Source organism: Xanthomonas cannabis pv. cannabis (assembly GCF_000802365.1).
Lineage (GTDB): Bacteria > Pseudomonadota > Gammaproteobacteria > Xanthomonadales > Xanthomonadaceae > Xanthomonas > Xanthomonas cannabis.
Map to the genome: position 1 here is coordinate 61,144 of NZ_JSZE01000018.1, position 17,209 is coordinate 78,352.

The following is a 17,209-nucleotide window of genomic DNA, read 5'->3' on the forward strand; positions in this document are numbered from 1 at the left end:
GCCGCCTCGGCACTGCGTTGCAGCAACGAGTGACTGCAACGTGGCCACGCAGGGCGCACGGCTCAGTCTTCCGAGACAGGCGTGCCATCCCCTGCATCACGCGCCGCCGCCGCACCTGCGCGACTGAAGCGGATTTCCTGCGGCGACTGCAGTGCGATACCCACCGCCTCCATCCGCTGCAACAGGGCGAAGAACAACTCGCTGCGCACCCCATACGAGTCGCGCGGACTACTGACGTAGGCGAATGAATTGAAGTTGACGTGACCGCCCGCCAGCGAATCGATGAACACCGATGGCGCCGGCTCGGCCAGCACCTTGGCATGCTCGGCGAACAGTGCCAGCAACATGTCGCGCACCTTCGCCACGTCGGTTTCCAACGGCACCGAGAACTGCAGCTGCACCCGTCCCATCGGATTGGACAGCGTCATGTTGCGCACACTCTTGGTGATCAGCTCCGAGTTGGGCACGATCAACGTGGAGCGGTCGCCCACCTGGATCTCGGTCGCACGCACGCTGATCCGTCGCACGTCGCCTTCCTGATCGCCGATGCGCACCCAGTCGCCGATCTTGACCGGCCGCTCGGCGAGCAGGATCAGGCCCGACACGAAGTTCTGCGTGATCGCCTGCAGACCGAAACCGATACCCACCGACAACGCGCTCAACACCAACGCCAGCCGCTTCAGATCCAGGCCCAACGCGGTCAGGCCCCACACCACAACCACCAGCCAACCCAGATAGCGCGCCACGGTGCTGATTGAATTGCGCGCCCCGGCATCCAGTTCGGTCTTGGGCAGGTAGGTGTTGAGCAACCACTGCTGCACCACATGCACCACGCCCAGCCCCAGCACACACACCATCAGCGCGCGCACCACTGCCGCCGGCGTGATGGTGAGTTCCTTGCCGATCTGGATACCGTGCGACACATTCTCGGCCCAGCCGGTCACGGCAGAGAGATTGGCGCCGTACGGCGTCACCAGTGCGGCGATGCCCAGCAGGATCAGCACTACGCGCACCAGGGCCGACAGCAACAGACCCAGTTGCACCAGCCGCCCGCTGCCGACGCCGGAGGCATGCGACAGCGCACGATTGAAGCGCCCGTCCGGCTTGAAGACCCAGCTCAACAGGTCGTCGGCAAAGACCACCAGCAGCCCCAGCAAGCTGCAGATCAAGGTGATCCAGATGATCTGTCGCGCGATGAACAAGCCGAGGTTGAGATAGCCGAACAGCGCTGACAGCAGGGCCACGATGACCGCCACATGCCCGAGCAGACGGATCAGCACGATGACCCCGCCCCCCCGCGAGACCACCGGTGGTGGCTCGGTGGTGTCGGCACTGGCCGCCCCGGCGCTGGCCGCACGCGCGCGCAGCGACAGGCTCAGGCCGGCCAGCGCAGACAGGATCAGCCCGGCGTACACCAATGCCGCCACCGCGTCGGTGGCGGTGGTCGCCGCGCTGCTGGTTTGCACCACCTCGTTGAGCTTGATCGCCATGCCGCTGAACCAGATCACCGCAGCGGTGGCCAGGCAATGCACGCGCAGGCGATCGACGGTGGCGTCATCCAGCGGAAACAGCCGCCAGGTCGGCTGATGTTTCATCAGCAAGCTGGCGCTGAGCGAACCCACGAAGGCCGCAACGAAGCTGATGATGACGAATGCACTGAGCAGCTCGTCCAGGTCGGCCGGTACCTGGGCCACCGCACGCACGGTTTCGGCCAGCACCCAAGCCGCCATGCCCAGGGTCAGCATGCCGACCAACAGAAACCACAACGCCAGCCCGGAGCGCCGCAAGCGACCGCCGGGCGCGCGCGAGGCTGCATAGCGTCGCCCCAGGTGTCGCAGAAACATCCGCAGCGGAAACGCCAGCAGCAGCGCAATCAGTCCACCGGTCACCAGGCCGCCGACGCCGTTGGCGACGATACCGGTACGCAGCAGATGGGCGGCCTCGTCGTAGAGGCGCTGCAGCCGCGTGCGGTCGTCCGGCCAGTGTTGCGCAATGTCGTTCCAGAGCGCCGGCGACAAGGGCGAGGCAACGCGGGTCGTCATCTGCACGCTGAACAGTTGAGCGCGCTTCTGCTCGAGGCGATCAGCGAGGTCGCGGGCTTTGGACTCCAGCAGATTGGCCCGCTTGAATTCCGCATCCAGCGCGCTCTGTTCTTTCTTCAATGATGCGCGCTGTTTCTTGAGATCGGTGGCCTCGCCGTTCTGCGCCTCACCCAGCCCCGCAAGCTGAGAGCTCACCTGCTTGAGCGGCGGATCCAGCTGACGCGCCAGATCCTGTACCTGCCGTTGCGCCGCCGTCACCTGGTCGATCAGCGTGCGCAGCTGGTCGTCGTCTGCCTTTTCCAATCCGACATCCGCTTGATCCAGCACCTTCTGCGTGCCGTCCAATTGTTTCTGTGCCGTCTCCAGCAGGGCGTCTTCGTCCTGCGCGAGCACCGCGCCGGCGCAGACCAACCACAGCGCACAGCACACCAACACATGCCGCAACACGCGCGAACGGGCACTCAGGGCGGATCGAAGCTCGGACACAGGCAGGTATCGGACAGGCGCAGCACCGCGCGGTGCGGGCATCTTAAGCCACCACCCCGGTCGCGCCGAGCGTCACCGCGGGGACGATTCATGCAACCCACCGCCCGGCTGCCGACTACATAACGACCCAGACGCGAGTGCTTCAACACAGGGCTGCTGCTTCGCAACAGCGGCTCACCTGCCAGCGGGTCGTGCGCGTGCACCTGGCCATGCCTCCGAACCTCATGCGCTGCATCAGACGGCCTCAGCCGCAAGCCACAGCCAACCCGTGCATGAACATGCGGCGGTTTGTCACCTTGCGGCAACACCGCGCTGCCGCAGAATCAAAGCTACCGCTACGGCAGACGCAGCGGATGACCGCGAAGGAGACATCTATGCAGATTCAGATCCAGACCGACAAGCACGTGCCGCATGACCCCTCTGTCGTGCAGCATGTCGAGAAGACCTGCACCGCCCAGCTGGCGCATTTTGCCAATGACATCACCCGCGTCGACGTGCATTTGCGCGACGAAAACGGCCAGCGCGGCGGCGCAGCGGATCGAACCTGCAGTATCGAAGCCCACGTCGCCGGCCTGCCGCCGATTGCGGCCACCAACAGCGCCGAGACCACGGCTTCGGCTGTGACCGGCGCTGCCCGCAAACTGCGCACGGCGATCGAGCATGCACGCGGCAAGCAACACGCCAAGGCCACCGCACCGGCGCCGGATAGCCTCTAAGTCGCTGTAACGGCGGGCGCTTCACCGCGCACCGCCTTGGTCATGGCCTGTCCGCCCCGACGCCGACGTTGAATGTATGGCGTCGGGGCGCTTCACATATGCGTGAGCCAATCGGCAGGATTGCCCACGCACGCCGATTGCATGAAGTGGCTGCGTCTGGTGGTTGCCGCAATGTCGAGCCGGCACGGACGCTTTTCAGCGATAGCCCGCTGTAGCAGCTGGAGCCCTGTACTGGCGTCGCGCGTCTGAATTGATCAAGTAATGCCTTGCAGCACGTAGCCCGCAAGTGCGTTGTGATGCCAACTCACGCCCGGAAGCCACATGGCCCCGCTCTGGAGCCGCTGCCATCGCACCAGCCGAGCAATGTGGCCGATGCCGGCAGGATCGAACCTCGAACCGGATGATCATGCGTCAACGCCACACAACTGGCCCGCTCTTGCGCACGCTGGTACCCATCGTGCTCTGGGTCGTCTCGCTTGCCGGGTGTGCAGCGACGGGTGCCACCGCCGATGCGCCGATCGAGGGCCCCGTCCGTCTGGGCGACATTGCGGCAGTCGATGGACCCAAGGTACGTCCCGACCGGGTGATCGAAGACAGCCGCTGCCCGGCCGATGTTCAGTGCATTCACGCCGGGCGGCTGATCGTCAGGGCCACGGTAATGGGCGGCGGCTGGTCGAAGCAGCTTGATCTCACACTGGGCATCCCGGTCCCCGTGGCCGATGGCATGCTGACCCTGATAAATGCCACGCCTGGGCCCATCGCTGGAGCGTCCGCACGGGCGGCTCGCTTCAGCTTTCGATTTCAGGGTGGACGCTAGTCGCTTGCCACAGCGCAACGACCTGCGCCAGGGATCCTGCTATCGACGCGCTTGCGAGTGGATGAGACGTAAACCTGGTCACAGCGTAGGGACGGCCACCGCGCGCTCTTCCACTGGCGGGCACGCCTCCAGTTGTTTCAGGAAGTCCGAAAACCCGCCGGTCGCACGCGCCTGCCGACGCGCGCTGGTGATGACCACAGCACGCGGGGACCAGCGGATTGGGGCACCGATGCGCTGCAGCGCGCGCACCAGCGCCACATCCTCACTGCAGGCCAGCGAGGGGAAGCCACCACAGCGTCGATACAGCTCGGCGCTGACGCCCAGATTGGCGCCATGAATCCGCCCGTGACCTTCGCCCCTGGGCTGGGTCTGTTCGAAGGCGCTGCGAACCTCGTCCGCATAGCCCGACCAGTCCGCCACTTCAACGATCCCGCAGAAGACCCCGGCACCTATACGGCGCTGTTCGATCAGCCAGTCAGCGGGAACGCGCGAGTCGGCATCGGTCATGGCGAGCCAATCGGCACCGAGGTCGATCGCCGCAGAGGCGGCCGCCGCGCGCGCCACGCCCACGCCCCACGGGCTGGCCACATCGACCACCCTGGCCCCCATCAGCGAGGCGATCTTCGCGGTCGCATCGGTGCATCGGTCCACCGCCACGATGACATCCACAGGTTCGCGCAGATCCGGATGCGAAGCGGCGACAAAGACCGCGGTCAGGCATCCAACGATATCGTCGGCCTCGTTATGGGCGGGAATGAGCACGGCGATCATCGCAGGCCTTCCTGCTGGGCAACCGATACCGGCTGCACCGCCCACGCTTCGAGCAGGAAGTCGCTGTCCTCGTAGCGGTAGGCCAGCGCAAGCGTGAGCAGACGTGCGATGCAGGCATGCACCGACACGCCATCCTGACGGGCCTGATCGAATGGATGCTTCCAATGGCAGGCAACGAACAGCCCCTCCGCAGTCAGCGAGCGCTGGGCCCGCGTGACCAGGTCATCGAGTTCCTGTGGCTCCAGGTAGTAGCCGATTTCACTCAGCACGATCAGATCGAAACTGCCCACAGGCCACTGCTGCGGGTGGCATGCCTGCAGGATCTCCACGTTGCTGCGTTCGCCCACGCGCTGCCTGGCTTGCGCCACCGCGCCCGCAGACATGTCCGTTGCCAGCAGGCTGTCGCAGCGCGCCGCAAGCCCGCGCGTGGCCTCGCCATTGGAACAGCCCAGCTCCCAGCCGCGTGCGAACTGCGCCCTCGGCAGGGTGGACAGCAGGATGTCGCGCTTCCGCGATTCGTACCAGCGCGTGCCGTAGCCGAATGGGTCCGGGCGTTGATAGATGCCGTCGAAGTAATCCGCGTTGGTCTGGGCGTTCATGCAATATAGACCTCGAAATCTCGCTGGAAACGGGCCAACGCCCAGTCCGGGAGGATGGGCTCGGCCAACCGGGGGACGACCTCGCCGGTCTGTGTCTTGAACGCGGCAAGCGCCGTCGCCTTGGCTGCACGCGCGGTGTCGGTCAATACAAGGCGCGTGGCCGATGCCAGCATCGTGCTGTTCTCCGGGTCGTCCCAGTGCCATGCCCACACCGGGTATTGAACGAGCCGTACGCCACACGCGGCCGCCACGCTGATCGCCGCATCGGCGCAGGCTTCATGATCAGGATGCCCATCGCCTGCATAGGTCACAAAGACCGCATCCGTCGGCCGGATCAACGCAGCGAGTCGGGCAGCCAGCACGTCGCCATGCGCCTGCACCTGCCCATCGCCAACCGCGATGCGCACCACGTTTGCCGGATCGATGCCAAGACAGGCCAGCGCCTCATGCAGCTCCTGGCGCCGCGCCGCGGCGAGCCGTGGCGGCGGCCACGCCGCCTCGCCAGGATAGGCCGCCTCTCCGTCGGTCACCGAAACGATCACGATGTCCATCCCCTCGGCTGCAGCCATGGCCAGCAGCCCGCCGCATCCCAGCACCTCGTCATCAGGATGCGGGGAAACCACGACCAGCCTGGCAGCGCTGCCAATGAGTTGGCCCAGACGGATGCGCGGCAATGTCGCCAGTGTGCGCGAGGCAAGCCAGCGTGCTTCGCTGATGCCCTGCCCTTCGATGTGCCCGCCCCTCAGAGAGCCCATGGAGTGTGCTCGCAGGCATGCAGCTGTTCTCCCAGCCACTGCTCGTCCTTCTCTGCGTGACACTGGCGGATGAACGCGGCCAGGTCTGCGCAGCGTTGTGCATGCTCGGCGTCGCAGCACAGCGACACCGGGCCAAGCGCCAGGGCCGCGCGTTCCAGCACGTCGCGACACACGCGGTCCATCAGGCACCGCAGGCGCGTCACCGCATGACGATGGTCGGTGCCCGGCGCATCGTCGATCTGCGCGGCCAGCTCGCACAGCGCAAGCTTGGCGACATGGAGCTGCTCATCGATGACCGCCGCATGCACTGCAGCAAATGGATTGCCCACGATCCGGGAAGAACGCCTCACCTGCTCGGCGATGGCCGTTGCCGCGCCATACCAGCAAGCCGCGATGCCGGCACCGCCGTGCCAGAACCCGGGCCGCTGGAGATAGAAGTCGGCATCGGCCACCAGGCGGGCAGGCGCACTGGCGAAATGGCCGGTCCCGGTAGGAATACCCACCATGCCCGGGCCGTGCCATTGGCCGGCATCCAGCTCGAAACTGCCCGCACCCAACTCCACGGCGGCAAGAGGACGCTTCTCGCCATCCTTGACGGTCACCAGGGCGTGAGTCACCACATCGTCCGCACTGCACCACGGCTTGGTGCCGGACAACGCACCCAAACGGTGGTCGTAGGTCACGGTATCGTCCGGGCCGCCCGCTGCCCACACCGCCCAGAGGGTGCCGGCCGGTGGCGCCGGCTCGCCCGCCTCGGACAGGATGGCAAGCGCGTCGTAATGCGCTTCCAGCACTTTTGCCAATGGCAGGCTCTCGGCTCCCAGTGCGCTCAATGCACGCCAGCGCGCACGGGTCTGCCCAGCGCCCGGCCACGGTAGATCGGGAACCGCGCGCGCATGGTCCAGCACACGCGACGAAACACTGCCGCGGTGGTGCCTTCGGCTCTCATGACGTGCGTGATCAAACGCGGTGACTGAAGGAAGCATCGGCCGAATCTAGAAGCTCATCAGTCAACCGTGTGTGAGCCTGCATGCATCTTTGGCTGCTGCCAGTGGCCGCAATCGGATCGATCGACACGCGCTGCAACGTGACACAGGCATGCGTCGGTGAGACATCCGTCCGTTGCGCTCACGCAGGCAGTGCGTGATGTCCCACGTCCACACAACTGCACGCACCGCCGCGCTGCCGGTCACCTCATCCGGCAATCGTGAAGACCGAGCCCGAATCCACGCGTACGCCCGCGCCGTTGATGAAACTGGCGCGCTCCGAACACAGGAACGCGACCACCGATGCCACTTCTTCGGCGCGGCCGCGGCGCTTGAGCACCATTCCGGGCCGCTCTTCATCCAGGAACGATGCAACCGCCTGCTCGAACGTGGTGCCGTTCTCGCGCGCGCGTTTTTCCATCATCTTGTCGGTCATCGGTGTTGCGATGAAGGCCGGCGACACCGTATTAACCAGCACATTGTCGCCGCCATAGGCCTTGGACAGCCCCTTGGACAGGCTGAGAATGGCCGCCTTCGAGGCGCAGTACGGCAGCTCGTCCACATAGGGCTGCACGGCGTCCTCGGACGCGAACAACACGATCCGCCCCCACTGCTTGCGCCGCATGGCGGGGATGGCCTGGCGACACATGCGCACCGCGCCCATCAGGTTGATGTCCAGGGTCTCGAGCCAGCCCGCATCGTCTACCTCCAGGAAGTCGCCGGTTGCACCGGTAACACCGGCCGCGTTGACGTAGATGTCCGGGTCGCCCAGTTGTTCCCGCACCTGTGCCCAGAGAGCGGTGACGTCGTACTCGCGGGTGACGTCTCCCTCGATGGCGATGATCTGCCCCAGGTCGGACAGCTCCGCCTTCGCCTGCGCCAGCGTGCCGCCCGGCAGATCGGTGATGGCCACGCGTGCGCCGGCTTCAAGAAGCTGGCGTGCAGTCTCCTTGCCCATTCCCGAATCGCCGCCACTGACGAGGGCGACGCGACCGGCTATTCCGAGATCCATGGTGAGCTCCTGGTAGTTGAAAGAGGATGTGGTGTGCGCGTCACTCGCGCGCAAGAAACCGTTCGGCCGTGCGCAGACCCAGTGCCATCTGGGTCAGGGCCGGGTTGGCCGCCAACGCGCTGGGAAACACGGAGTTGTCGCAGAGGTAGAGATTGGGGATGTCGAACGAGCGGCCGTCCGGATCGACCACGGCCGTTTGCCGGTCGCGGCCCATCCTGCAGGTGCCCAGGGTGTGTGCGGAGCGGGCCGCAGCGAAGATGTTCCGGGCCCCTGCAGCCTCCCACACCGCCTGCAGGAAGCGCCGCGCATGCGCATCCAGTGCCTGCTCGTTGGGGCCGTAGCTGAAGTCGATCCGCGCCTTGCGATGACCGAAGGCATCGCGCTCGTCGGACAAGGTCAATTGGTTGCGGTCGGACGGCAGGCACTCGCCGTTGATGCCGATGCCGGCCAGGCGGTTGTAGCGCTGCAGGGTGGTCATCAAGGTGTTGCCCCACATTCCTGCGCCGCGCGCCAGCGTGTTGGCCAGCGTCACCGGCTGGACGCCCAGGCTCTGCACCAGGTAGCCGCCAATGAAATCTGCACCGGGCGGACGCAGCATGTCTTCGGTGATCAGCGACGACGGGTAGCCGCGGTTCATGCGCATCTGCGCATCGAACTCCCCCCACACCTGCGTGGCCACGTGCGCCATGAAATTGCGCCCGACCTGCCCGCTGGAGTTGGCCAGCTCCAGATTCAGCAGCAGGCGGGGCGTCTCCACGCCGCCGGCGCACAGGAACACGGCACGGCAGCGTTGGCGCAGGCTCCGCCCATGGTGCTGATAGACCACCCCACTGATCGTTCCACGCGCATCGCGCTCAATGTCGATCACCCGACTGTCGGCACGCAGCTGGGCGCCGTGGGCTGCGGCCAACGGGAGCCAGGTGGTATCGACGCTCACCTTGGCGCCGTTGCTGCACCCCTGGTGACACGCGCCGCAGTTGTTGCAGGCCGCTCGCCGGCCCCAGTGCGGCTGATGATGCGGCGTGGTCACCAACGCCGCAGGCGCATCGGTCGCCGTCACACCCAGCGCGCGGCAGCCGCGCTCCATCGCCTCGGCCGACGCATTGCGTTGTGCCGGCTGATAGCGATAGCTGCGCTCCGGGTCCCACGGATAATGCGCGGGCCCGGAAACGCCAATGAACTCCTCGACCCGGCGGACATACAACAGCAGCTCCGGATACGCGATCGGCCAATCGGCGCCCTCACCGGTCTGCGTACGCAGCGCGAGATCGCGTGCGTCCGGCCGCGGACAGAACGCGCCCCAGTGCAGCGTCGAGCCGCCCAGGCCGGACCCGGAGTTGTTCGGCCCGAACGCGGTGGGGGTCTGCCCGCCGCTCAACCGCTCGTCCATCCAGTAGATGCCGGTGGTGAGCTCGTCGGGAAGATGCGCGTCAGGGGTGAACGCCGCGCCCGCCTCCAGCACCACCACCGAGACCCCGGCCTGCGCCAGCCTTGCCGCCACCGGGCCGCCACCGGCACCGCTGCCGATCACCACCGCATCGACGATGTCGGGACTGCACTCGGGCCTCACCGCGCACCCGGTGCGCAACGCTGCCACTGCTCGTGCCGGTTGGCGGTGGTGAGTTCATAGCCCGGGCTGTCCAGGCCCGCACCACCCACGGCAAATCCATCGTAGCCCAGCAGCGCCAGCGTGGCGGGAAGGCTGGTCCAGGTGCGGATCGCCTCGGCACGCACGTCTTCGAACCAGTGGGCAAGCTGGGTGGCATCCAGGCCATAGGCCGACGTGTCACCCGCTGCGCAAGCGGCGATGCTGTGCAACCAGCGGTCCTGGTCCTCGGCGGCCAACCCGACAAAGCCGTGCGCCAGGGCATCGAGCGTCTCCAGGCCCAGTGGCAGCGCCGCGGCATCGGCGGGCAGGTCGGCGTGCCGCCACCCGTCGCCTGCGCCCTGGGCGAGCTGCACATCGATGCGCCGTGCGATCTGCCGTGCGTCGCGCGCGCCATCCAGCACGCGCGCGACCACTGCCGTCAGGATCTCCAGCTGATGCGGGCGCAGGATGCCTGTGGCCGCCGCTGGCGGGCCCGCATGGCGCGCGAGCAGCACCTTGCGCATCCGCGGCGCCACCCGGCTGGCATTGAGCAAGGCCACAAACGCTTCAGGCAGGCATTGCTGCACGCAGTGCTCCACATGGGCAGCGATGTGCTGCGCCAGCTCCTGCGGACGCTCATACGGGATCTGGTGGGCCGCGCCATCGACAACCACACAACGGGCATGCGCGTAGTGCGGCAGGTTCAGCCGTCTTTGCGCGGGTTCACCGAGGTCGCCATCTTCACCACCGGCGACGATCAACGCCGGAACGTCGATGCAACCGGCCGGCTCACGGCAGTCTTCCCGGCTGCCATGGGTCAGCCAGGCCAACCAGGCCTTGGCGCTGGTACGCAGCACGTCGTCGACCGCGCATTGTCTGAGTGCTGGCGGAAGCGGCAGCGCGCAATTGTCATCGACGAACTGCTCCGCCTCGGCCTGCGTAGGGCGCCCGTTCTCGAACCAGCCAAGCATGGTCTGTCGCCGCACTTCATCCATCGGCTCCGGTGCGGGAGGCGATGCGGCGACGAGTACGACACCGGCAAGTCCGGCAAGACCGGCAACGCCATCGCGCGCCTGCGCCGCGGCCAGCGTGGCGATCTTCCCGCCCATGCTGTGCCCGATGACACACCAGCGCGTGGGCTGGCGCTCGACGACCTGGTCGACGAACCAGGCCACCTGTGCGCCCACACCTGCATCGTCCAGCGGCTCCGCATCGCCGAAGCCGGGAATGTCCAATGCCACACACTCGAAACGCTCCCCCAGCTGCTGGATGACAGCATTCCATTCCTTGCGGCTGCCCCCGAGGGCGTGCAGAAAAAACAGCGTCGGCTTTGCCATGCACCACCTCGGTCACAAGAGCTCCATGGTGACGAGGCGCTCGTCCACGCGCCGTGCAGATGAGTTCGCAAGGTGCATCGCGCGGCTGCGCGCCTGCATACCGGGTGCCAGCGGCCCGACGCAGGTTCTTGCGGGTCGACGGGGCTCATGCCACAACGTCGCGACGTGTGCCGAACGATGACCGCGCGGCGTCGCGCGGTGATGCGCCGCGGCGCCGGGTGGGCGCCGCACGCGGGCGAGCGAGTCTCAGAACTCCTGCCAACTGGTCTCGTTGCCGACCGCAGCCAGTGCCGGCCGCGGCGTCGCAGGGGTGCTACGGCCAACGACGGCTGGCTTCGGCTTTGCCGTGTTTGCAACCGAAAAGCTGGACAGCAGCGCGGTGACGGCCGCACCACCGGCTGCATCGGTCTTGAACACCGCAACGGCGTCGGTGAGATGGACGGCCTGCTCTTCCAGCGAGCGCGCTGCTGCCGTTGCCTCCTCCACCAACGCGGCGTTCTGCTGCGTGGTTTCGTCCATCTGGGTGACCGTCTGATTGACCTGCTCGATCCCTGCCGACTGTTCCTGCGACGCAGCGGAGATCTCGCCCATGATGTCGGTGACGCGCTGCACGCTGGCAACCACTTCGGTCATCGTCGTGCCGGCGCTATGCACCAGCGCCGAACCCTCGGCGACACGCTGTACCGAATCATCGATCAAACTCTTGATTTCCTTGGCAGCGCCGGAGGAGCGCTGCGCGAGCGTGCGCACCTCGCTTGCAACCACCGCAAAACCGCGCCCCTGGTCGCCTGCACGTGCGGCTTCCACTGCCGCGTTCAAGGCCAGGATATTGGTCTGGAACGCGATGCCATCGATGACGGAAATGATGTCGGCGATCTTCTTGGACGAGGCCTCGATTCCTGCCATGGTCTCGACCACCTTGCTCACCACCTGCCCACCCTGTGCGGCGACGCTGGCCGCGCCGATGGCGAGCTGGTTGGCCTGACGCGCGCCCTCGGCATTCTGCCTCACCGTCGAGGTGAGCTCTTCCATCGAGGCGGCGGTTTCTTCCAAATTGGCGGCCTGCTGCTCGGTGCGCTGCGACAGATCCTGGTTGCCCGCAGCGATCTCGCTGGCCGCGCCCTTGATCGAAATGGCAGAGGTCTTGATGCCGGTGACGATCTCGGCAAGCTGCATGGCAGTGGCGTTGGCATCGTCGCGCATCTGGGCGAAGACACCGCGGAACTCGCCGCTCATGCGCGCGGTGAGGTCGCCTGCGGCAATGGACTGCAACAGACCGGACAGCGACTGCAGGTTGCCGTCGGCGGTGGACATCAAGGTGTTGAGGCTCTCCACCATGACGCGGAAGTCATATTGAAAACGGTCCGCATCGCCGCGGGCAGTGAAATCGCCATCGGCAGCGGCCAGCGCGAGATGCTTGATCTCGCTATTCATCGCGCCAAGGTTCTGCTTGACCTGCACCATGGTATCGGTGAGCACGGCCTTCTCGCCGGGCAGCTTGTCCATGTCTTGGCTGAGGTCACCGATCGCATAGCGCCCCATGATCTGCGCAAGCTTCGCCGTGACCGCAATGTGCGAGGCCACCAGGTCATTGGTGTCGTGCGCCATACGCCCGTAATTGCCCGGAAACGCCGATGCGTCGATGCGGAAACTGGTCTGCCCGTCGTCGTGACGTTTTGCCATGTCGGCCTGCGCAGCAAGCAGGTTCTGCAGCTGCAGTTGCATCTTGCTCATCGCGTTGAGCAGGCGCCCGCTTTCATCCCTGGCCTGCGTGTCCACATCGTTATCCAGATTGCCGCCTGCAATCGCCTCGGCGGCACGCGTGGCCCGGCTCAGGGGTAGCGTCAAGCTGCGGGTGATGGTGAAGGCAAGCAGGCTGCTGATGAGCACCACCGCCACGCCACCGATGATGAGCAGGGTCTTGCCCCGGGTCATCGCGGCAACCGCATCGTCGTAGGATTGCGCAGTCTGCTTTTCCTGCAGCTTGACGTTCTCGGCGATCTTGGCCTGCCAGACGAGCATCGCCGGGCGCGCCTTCTCGCTCAGAAACAGCTGCGCCTCATCGTTCTTGTTCGCCGACGCGAGCACGATGACCTGATCATTCAAACCACGCGAAACCTCACGCGCGGCATCGATTTCGGCGCGGAGCTTGAGGCCGGCATCGGTCGCAGGATACGTCTCCAACGCCTTTCGCTCGTCTGCGTAGCGCTGACGTTGCTCTTTGATAGTTTCGGCGGCCTGCTGATTCAGCTCGTCGGACGTCACCATCGCCAGCGTTCCAAGCGCAATGAAGATATTGGAGTTGGCATCGCGCATGGCGTTGCTCAGCTGCATCTTGGCCACGTTGACCTTGACGATGGTGTCCATCTCGGTACGGGCGCTGGCCATGGTGCTCAGGCCCGTGGCCACCAGCAAGCCCGACAACAGAATGAGAATACCGAAGGCCATCCCCAGCCGGCGGCCAACGTTGTAGCGCTGCAAGAACGTGTTCATCAGTAGGTTCGACCAGAAGTATGGAAAGAGGCAGGCATGCACCACGTGTGCAGTGCCTGTGCTCCGTCTATATCGACTCGCTATTGAGCGGCTGAATACCTTGCCTAGCAAAAAAGCATAGCTCCGTTGCGACGAGCCGAAACCGATTCAGAATTCGGATGCTCAAGCAATTCCCGGCCAGACGTACGGGCTTTGTCCGGTGATGCTCCAGTCAATCGAACCGAGAGATCACACCTATTGCGACGGCCGCACGCCCCGCAAGCGCAGCGTGCAGAGGTGAACGCGTGGGTGCGCCAGGCAAGCGAGACTCATGTGCCAACTGATCGTTTCAGGCTCAGCCGCTCTGTCATGCGTCAGCGTGCCTGGATGCCAAGCGAAGGACATGTCCCGCGTAGCTGTGCAATAGCGTGAGTAGTTCGTGGCCGAGTCAAGCTGACTGATCCAGGTCGGGTCGACACGACGCCAACGCAAGCGCCCGCCTGCATCGCTAGGCAGGCCCGGGCCGCACGGCATCTTTGCGCAGCGGGGCCTCCGTGCCCAGGCTGGAGGTCAGTGGCTCAAAGTAGGCCGGGTAGACGTGCAGGCAACAAAAAACCCCCGATCTCTCGGGGGTTCTGGACTTTCTGGGATGTCCCCGGAGGGTTCATCTGGTGCGCCCGGAGGGATTCGAACCCCCGACCAATGGCTTCGGAAGCCACTACTCTATCCGGCTGAGCTACGAGCGCCTGGCCTGGCATTATGCCAGACCGGCGCCAGACGCGCGATGTCCGGCAGTTCCCGGCAAGGCGCTTGGGTGAGCCGAGGCCGGCGACCACGTGAACCGGCCTCGGCAGCAGAAGCAGAAGCAGCTCGCTTCAGGCCAGCCATGGGGTGGCCTTCACCCGCCAGCGCTGGGCGCCCGTATGCCCTACTGCCGTTTGTCGTGCTTGTCCGAGGTCATGCACACCGAACCCAAGCCCGTCCGGTTCCCTGCTGCTCCTGTTCCCTTGTTGGCTTGTTCCTCCTGCCCACCTGATGCCCGCTACCCTGCGCAATGCGCGGCGCCAATCTCCGCATGGCCGGGGCCGGGGCGCGCTGCTACCCTTTGCGGCATGAGCAAGCATGGGTTTGAACAGGCTGCGGCAGCGCCCGCGCTGACGTGGTCCGAACGGTTGGGGCAGTACTGGAGGCTGGTGCGTGGCGACCGCCCGATCGGCAGCCTGCTGCTGCTGTGGCCCACCTGGTGGGCACTGTGGCTGGCCGCGGACGGCCTGCCGCCGTTGTGGACGTTGTTCGTGTTCACCGCAGGGGTCTGGCTGACCCGCTCGGCCGGCTGCGTCATCAACGACTACGCCGACCGTTGGCTGGACCCGCATGTCGAGCGTACCAAGACCCGCCCACTGGCCACCGGTGCGGTGTCCGGACGTGAGGCGTTGTGGGTGTTCGTGGCGCTGATGTTGGTGGCGTTCGCACTGGTGCTCAGCCTCAACTGGTTGACCGTGGCGCTGAGCGTGCCGGGCGTGTTTCTGGCTGCGAGCTATCCCTATCTCAAACGCCATACCCACCTGCCGCAGGTCTACCTGGGCATGGCGTTCGGCTGGGGCATTCCGATGGGCTTTGCAGCCGTCCAGGGCAGCGTGCCGTTGCTGGGCTGGCTGCTGTATGCGGCCAATATCCTGTGGGCCACCGCCTACGACACCTGGTACGCCATGGTCGACCGCGACGACGACATCCGCATGGGCAGCAAGTCCACCGCCATCCTGTTCGGCAAGTACGATCTGCTGGCGCAAGGCGTGCTGTATGCACTGATGTTCGCCACCCTGGCGGCGGTTGGCCTGCGTGCCGCGCTCGGCGCTGCCTACTGGGCAGGCCTGGGCGTGGCGGCGCTGCTGGTGGTCTACGAATTCCGCATTGCCTGCCACCGCGAACGCGGCCCGTGCTTCCGCGCCTTCCTGCACAACAACTGGGTGGGCCTGGCGATCTTCCTCGGGATCGCGATCGCGGTGGCAGCACGTTAGCAGCGGGAATTGGGAATCGGGAATTGGAGTCCGGGGATCTGGAATCTGGAATCTGGGATTGGCAGGCGGCAGCGTTCGACCGACAAGGGCCCGTTGAACGATGTGCTTCGCTCAAGACAAGCGTTGACCGATCCAACGTGAAGCCTGCGCCGAAGAGCAGCATTCCGCAGGCAACAAGCCCCTCTCCTGCGGGAGAGGGGTTGGGGTGAGGGTACGGGACCACGCAACGCCTGCAGCACCCCACTGACGTGTCTTTGCGCTTTCTTCCAAAGCCACGTCAAACAGAAATCGCATCCATCACGGCACCCGCGCGCACACCCATGCATCCACCCGCTGCACGCCCGCGCGACGCAAGGCCCTGGCCGCCGCATGCAGCGTGGCGCCGGTGGTCATCACGTCGTCCACCAGCGCCACATGCGCCGGTAATGCGCCACGCGCCACGAATGCGTCGCGCACATTGCGCTGCCGCTCGATTGCGTCCAGCTCGGATTGCGGCGCAGTTGCACGCACACGCCGCAGCAACGGCAGACACGGCAGTCGCAGCGCGCGGCCCAGCGGCGTGGCCAACTCAAGCGCCTGGTCGTAACCGCGCTGACGCAAGCGCTGGCGGTGCAGGCTCACCGGCACCAACGCCTGCGGCCGCGGCAGGCTGGCGCAGCGCCTGGCCATCAGCTCGCTGAGCAGACGCCCCGCCGCCAGGTCCTGGTGGAACTTGAAGCGCCGCAGCAGGCCATCCACCGGCCAGCGGTAGGTAAAGCAGGCATGCACGCGCTGCAGCGGCGGGGGTTGCTGCAGGCACTGCCCGCACAACGCCACGCCATCGGACGCGAACAGCGGGCTGGCGCAGCACAGGCAGGCGTGGCCGTGCTCGGGCAGCGCGGCGCGACAGGACGGGCATAGATCGCAATCGGCCATGCCCGCCTCGGCACAGACCAGGCACAGGCTCGGGAGCAGAAACCGCAACACCCGCTGCGGCCACCTGTAAACCGAGCCCACCCCATTGAAGTTGACAGCCTCTTCCATGCTCACCAGACTGCCTGGCTTCCAAGCCGCTGACTGTCAGGAAACTCCGATGTCTGTTGTCGTCCGCCATGACTGGGATCGCAAAGAGCTGCAGGCGCTGTTCGATCTGCCGTTCCCCGAGTTGCTGCATCGTGCAGCCAGCGTGCACCGCGCGCATTTCGATCCGGCGCAGGTGCAGGTCTCCACGCTGTTGTCGGTCAAGACTGGCGGCTGCCCGGAAGATTGCGCGTACTGCCCGCAGGCGCAGCGCTACGACACCGGCGTGACCGCACAGAAGCTGATGGAGACCGAAGAGGTCGTGGCCAAGGCGCGCCAGGCCAAGGCGGCCGGCGCCTCGCGCTTCTGCATGGGCGCGGCCTGGCGCTCGCCCAAGGAGCGCGACATCCCCAAGGTGGCCGCAATGATCCGCGAGGTCAAGGCCATGGGCCTGGAGACCTGCGCCACGCTGGGCATGCTCGACGCCGGCCAGGCGCGCGCACTGAAGGACGCCGGGCTGGACTACTACAACCACAATCTGGACACCGCGCCGGATTACTACGACTCGATCATCCACACCCGCCAATACCAGGACCGGCTCAACACCCTGG

14 protein-coding genes and 1 tRNA gene are annotated in these 17,209 nt (G+C 66.0%); 4 read left to right on the plus strand and 11 right to left on the minus strand.

All coding sequences use genetic code 11. The features are described from left to right. Positions 1 to 62: 62 nt before the first annotated feature. Entirely contained in the window at positions 63 to 2,570 is a 2,508-nt protein-coding gene (locus OZ10_RS04715; RefSeq protein WP_139051274.1) for a DUF3772 domain-containing protein, read from the minus strand. 332 nt (positions 2,571 to 2,902) lie between these two features. On the opposite strand from OZ10_RS04715, the gene OZ10_RS04720 reads away from it, so the two are divergent. Together OZ10_RS04720 and OZ10_RS20370 are read left to right on the plus strand one after the other, a co-directional pair. Then, positions 2,903 to 3,244, plus strand: coding sequence for an HPF/RaiA family ribosome-associated protein (locus OZ10_RS04720; protein WP_039406034.1), 342 nt, complete (start codon positions 2,903 to 2,905; stop codon positions 3,242 to 3,244). 406 nt (positions 3,245 to 3,650) lie between these two features. Then, positions 3,651 to 4,061, plus strand: a complete 411-nt coding sequence (locus OZ10_RS20370; protein ID WP_052209967.1) for a hypothetical protein — start codon at positions 3,651 to 3,653, stop codon at positions 4,059 to 4,061. Positions 4,062 to 4,139: 78 nt separating this feature from the next. Here OZ10_RS20370 and OZ10_RS04730 read toward each other — a convergent pair whose 3' ends face one another. From OZ10_RS04730 to OZ10_RS04770, 9 genes are all read right to left on the minus strand, one after another. Then, a complete protein-coding gene (locus tag OZ10_RS04730; protein WP_039564035.1) occupies positions 4,140 to 4,832 on the minus strand; it encodes a glycosyltransferase family 2 protein in 693 nt (230 codons plus the stop codon). Beyond that, positions 4,829 to 5,431, minus strand: coding sequence for a class I SAM-dependent DNA methyltransferase (locus OZ10_RS04735; protein ID WP_039564036.1), 603 nt, complete (start codon positions 5,429 to 5,431; stop codon positions 4,829 to 4,831). Before OZ10_RS04735 ends, OZ10_RS04730 begins: the two co-directional genes overlap by 4 nt. Further along, positions 5,428 to 6,186, minus strand: coding sequence for a PIG-L deacetylase family protein (locus tag OZ10_RS04740; RefSeq protein WP_039564037.1), 759 nt, complete (start codon positions 6,184 to 6,186; stop codon positions 5,428 to 5,430). Before OZ10_RS04740 ends, OZ10_RS04735 begins: the two co-directional genes overlap by 4 nt. After that, positions 6,174 to 6,692, minus strand: a complete 519-nt coding sequence (locus tag OZ10_RS04745; RefSeq protein WP_039564046.1) for a hypothetical protein — start codon at positions 6,690 to 6,692, stop codon at positions 6,174 to 6,176. The genes OZ10_RS04740 and OZ10_RS04745 overlap by 13 nt, the downstream gene beginning before the upstream one ends. A gap of 688 nt (positions 6,693 to 7,380) precedes the next feature. Then, entirely contained in the window at positions 7,381 to 8,184 is an 804-nt protein-coding gene (locus OZ10_RS04750) for an SDR family NAD(P)-dependent oxidoreductase (protein WP_039564038.1), read from the minus strand. Between the two features lie 40 nt (positions 8,185 to 8,224). Continuing rightward, a complete protein-coding gene (locus OZ10_RS04755) occupies positions 8,225 to 9,712 on the minus strand; it encodes a GMC family oxidoreductase (protein WP_236726947.1) in 1,488 nt (495 codons plus the stop codon). A 38-nt stretch (positions 9,713 to 9,750) separates the two neighbouring features. Beyond that, positions 9,751 to 11,109: an alpha/beta hydrolase gene (locus OZ10_RS04760; RefSeq protein WP_039564039.1), complete on the minus strand. Its 1,359-nt coding sequence runs from the start codon at positions 11,107 to 11,109 to the stop codon at positions 9,751 to 9,753. 246 nt (positions 11,110 to 11,355) lie between these two features. Continuing rightward, positions 11,356 to 13,602, minus strand: a complete 2,247-nt coding sequence (locus OZ10_RS04765; protein WP_039564040.1) for a methyl-accepting chemotaxis protein — start codon at positions 13,600 to 13,602, stop codon at positions 11,356 to 11,358. 648 nt (positions 13,603 to 14,250) lie between these two features. Next, positions 14,251 to 14,327: transfer RNA gene (locus tag OZ10_RS04770), tRNA-Arg, on the minus strand. A gap of 366 nt (positions 14,328 to 14,693) precedes the next feature. Between OZ10_RS04770 and ubiA the strand changes: the two genes are divergently transcribed. Beyond that, positions 14,694 to 15,599, plus strand: coding sequence for a 4-hydroxybenzoate octaprenyltransferase (gene ubiA / locus OZ10_RS04775; RefSeq protein ID WP_039406058.1), 906 nt, complete (start codon positions 14,694 to 14,696; stop codon positions 15,597 to 15,599). Between the two features lie 297 nt (positions 15,600 to 15,896). On the opposite strand, the gene OZ10_RS04780 is transcribed toward ubiA, so the two are convergent. Beyond that, positions 15,897 to 16,622, minus strand: coding sequence for a ComF family protein (locus OZ10_RS04780; RefSeq protein ID WP_039564041.1), 726 nt, complete (start codon positions 16,620 to 16,622; stop codon positions 15,897 to 15,899). A 49-nt stretch (positions 16,623 to 16,671) separates the two neighbouring features. Here OZ10_RS04780 and OZ10_RS04785 point away from each other — a divergent pair. Further along, positions 16,672 to 17,209, plus strand: a 538-nt coding sequence (locus OZ10_RS04785; RefSeq protein ID WP_039564042.1) for a biotin synthase BioB, incomplete at its 3' end; no start/stop codon positions are given.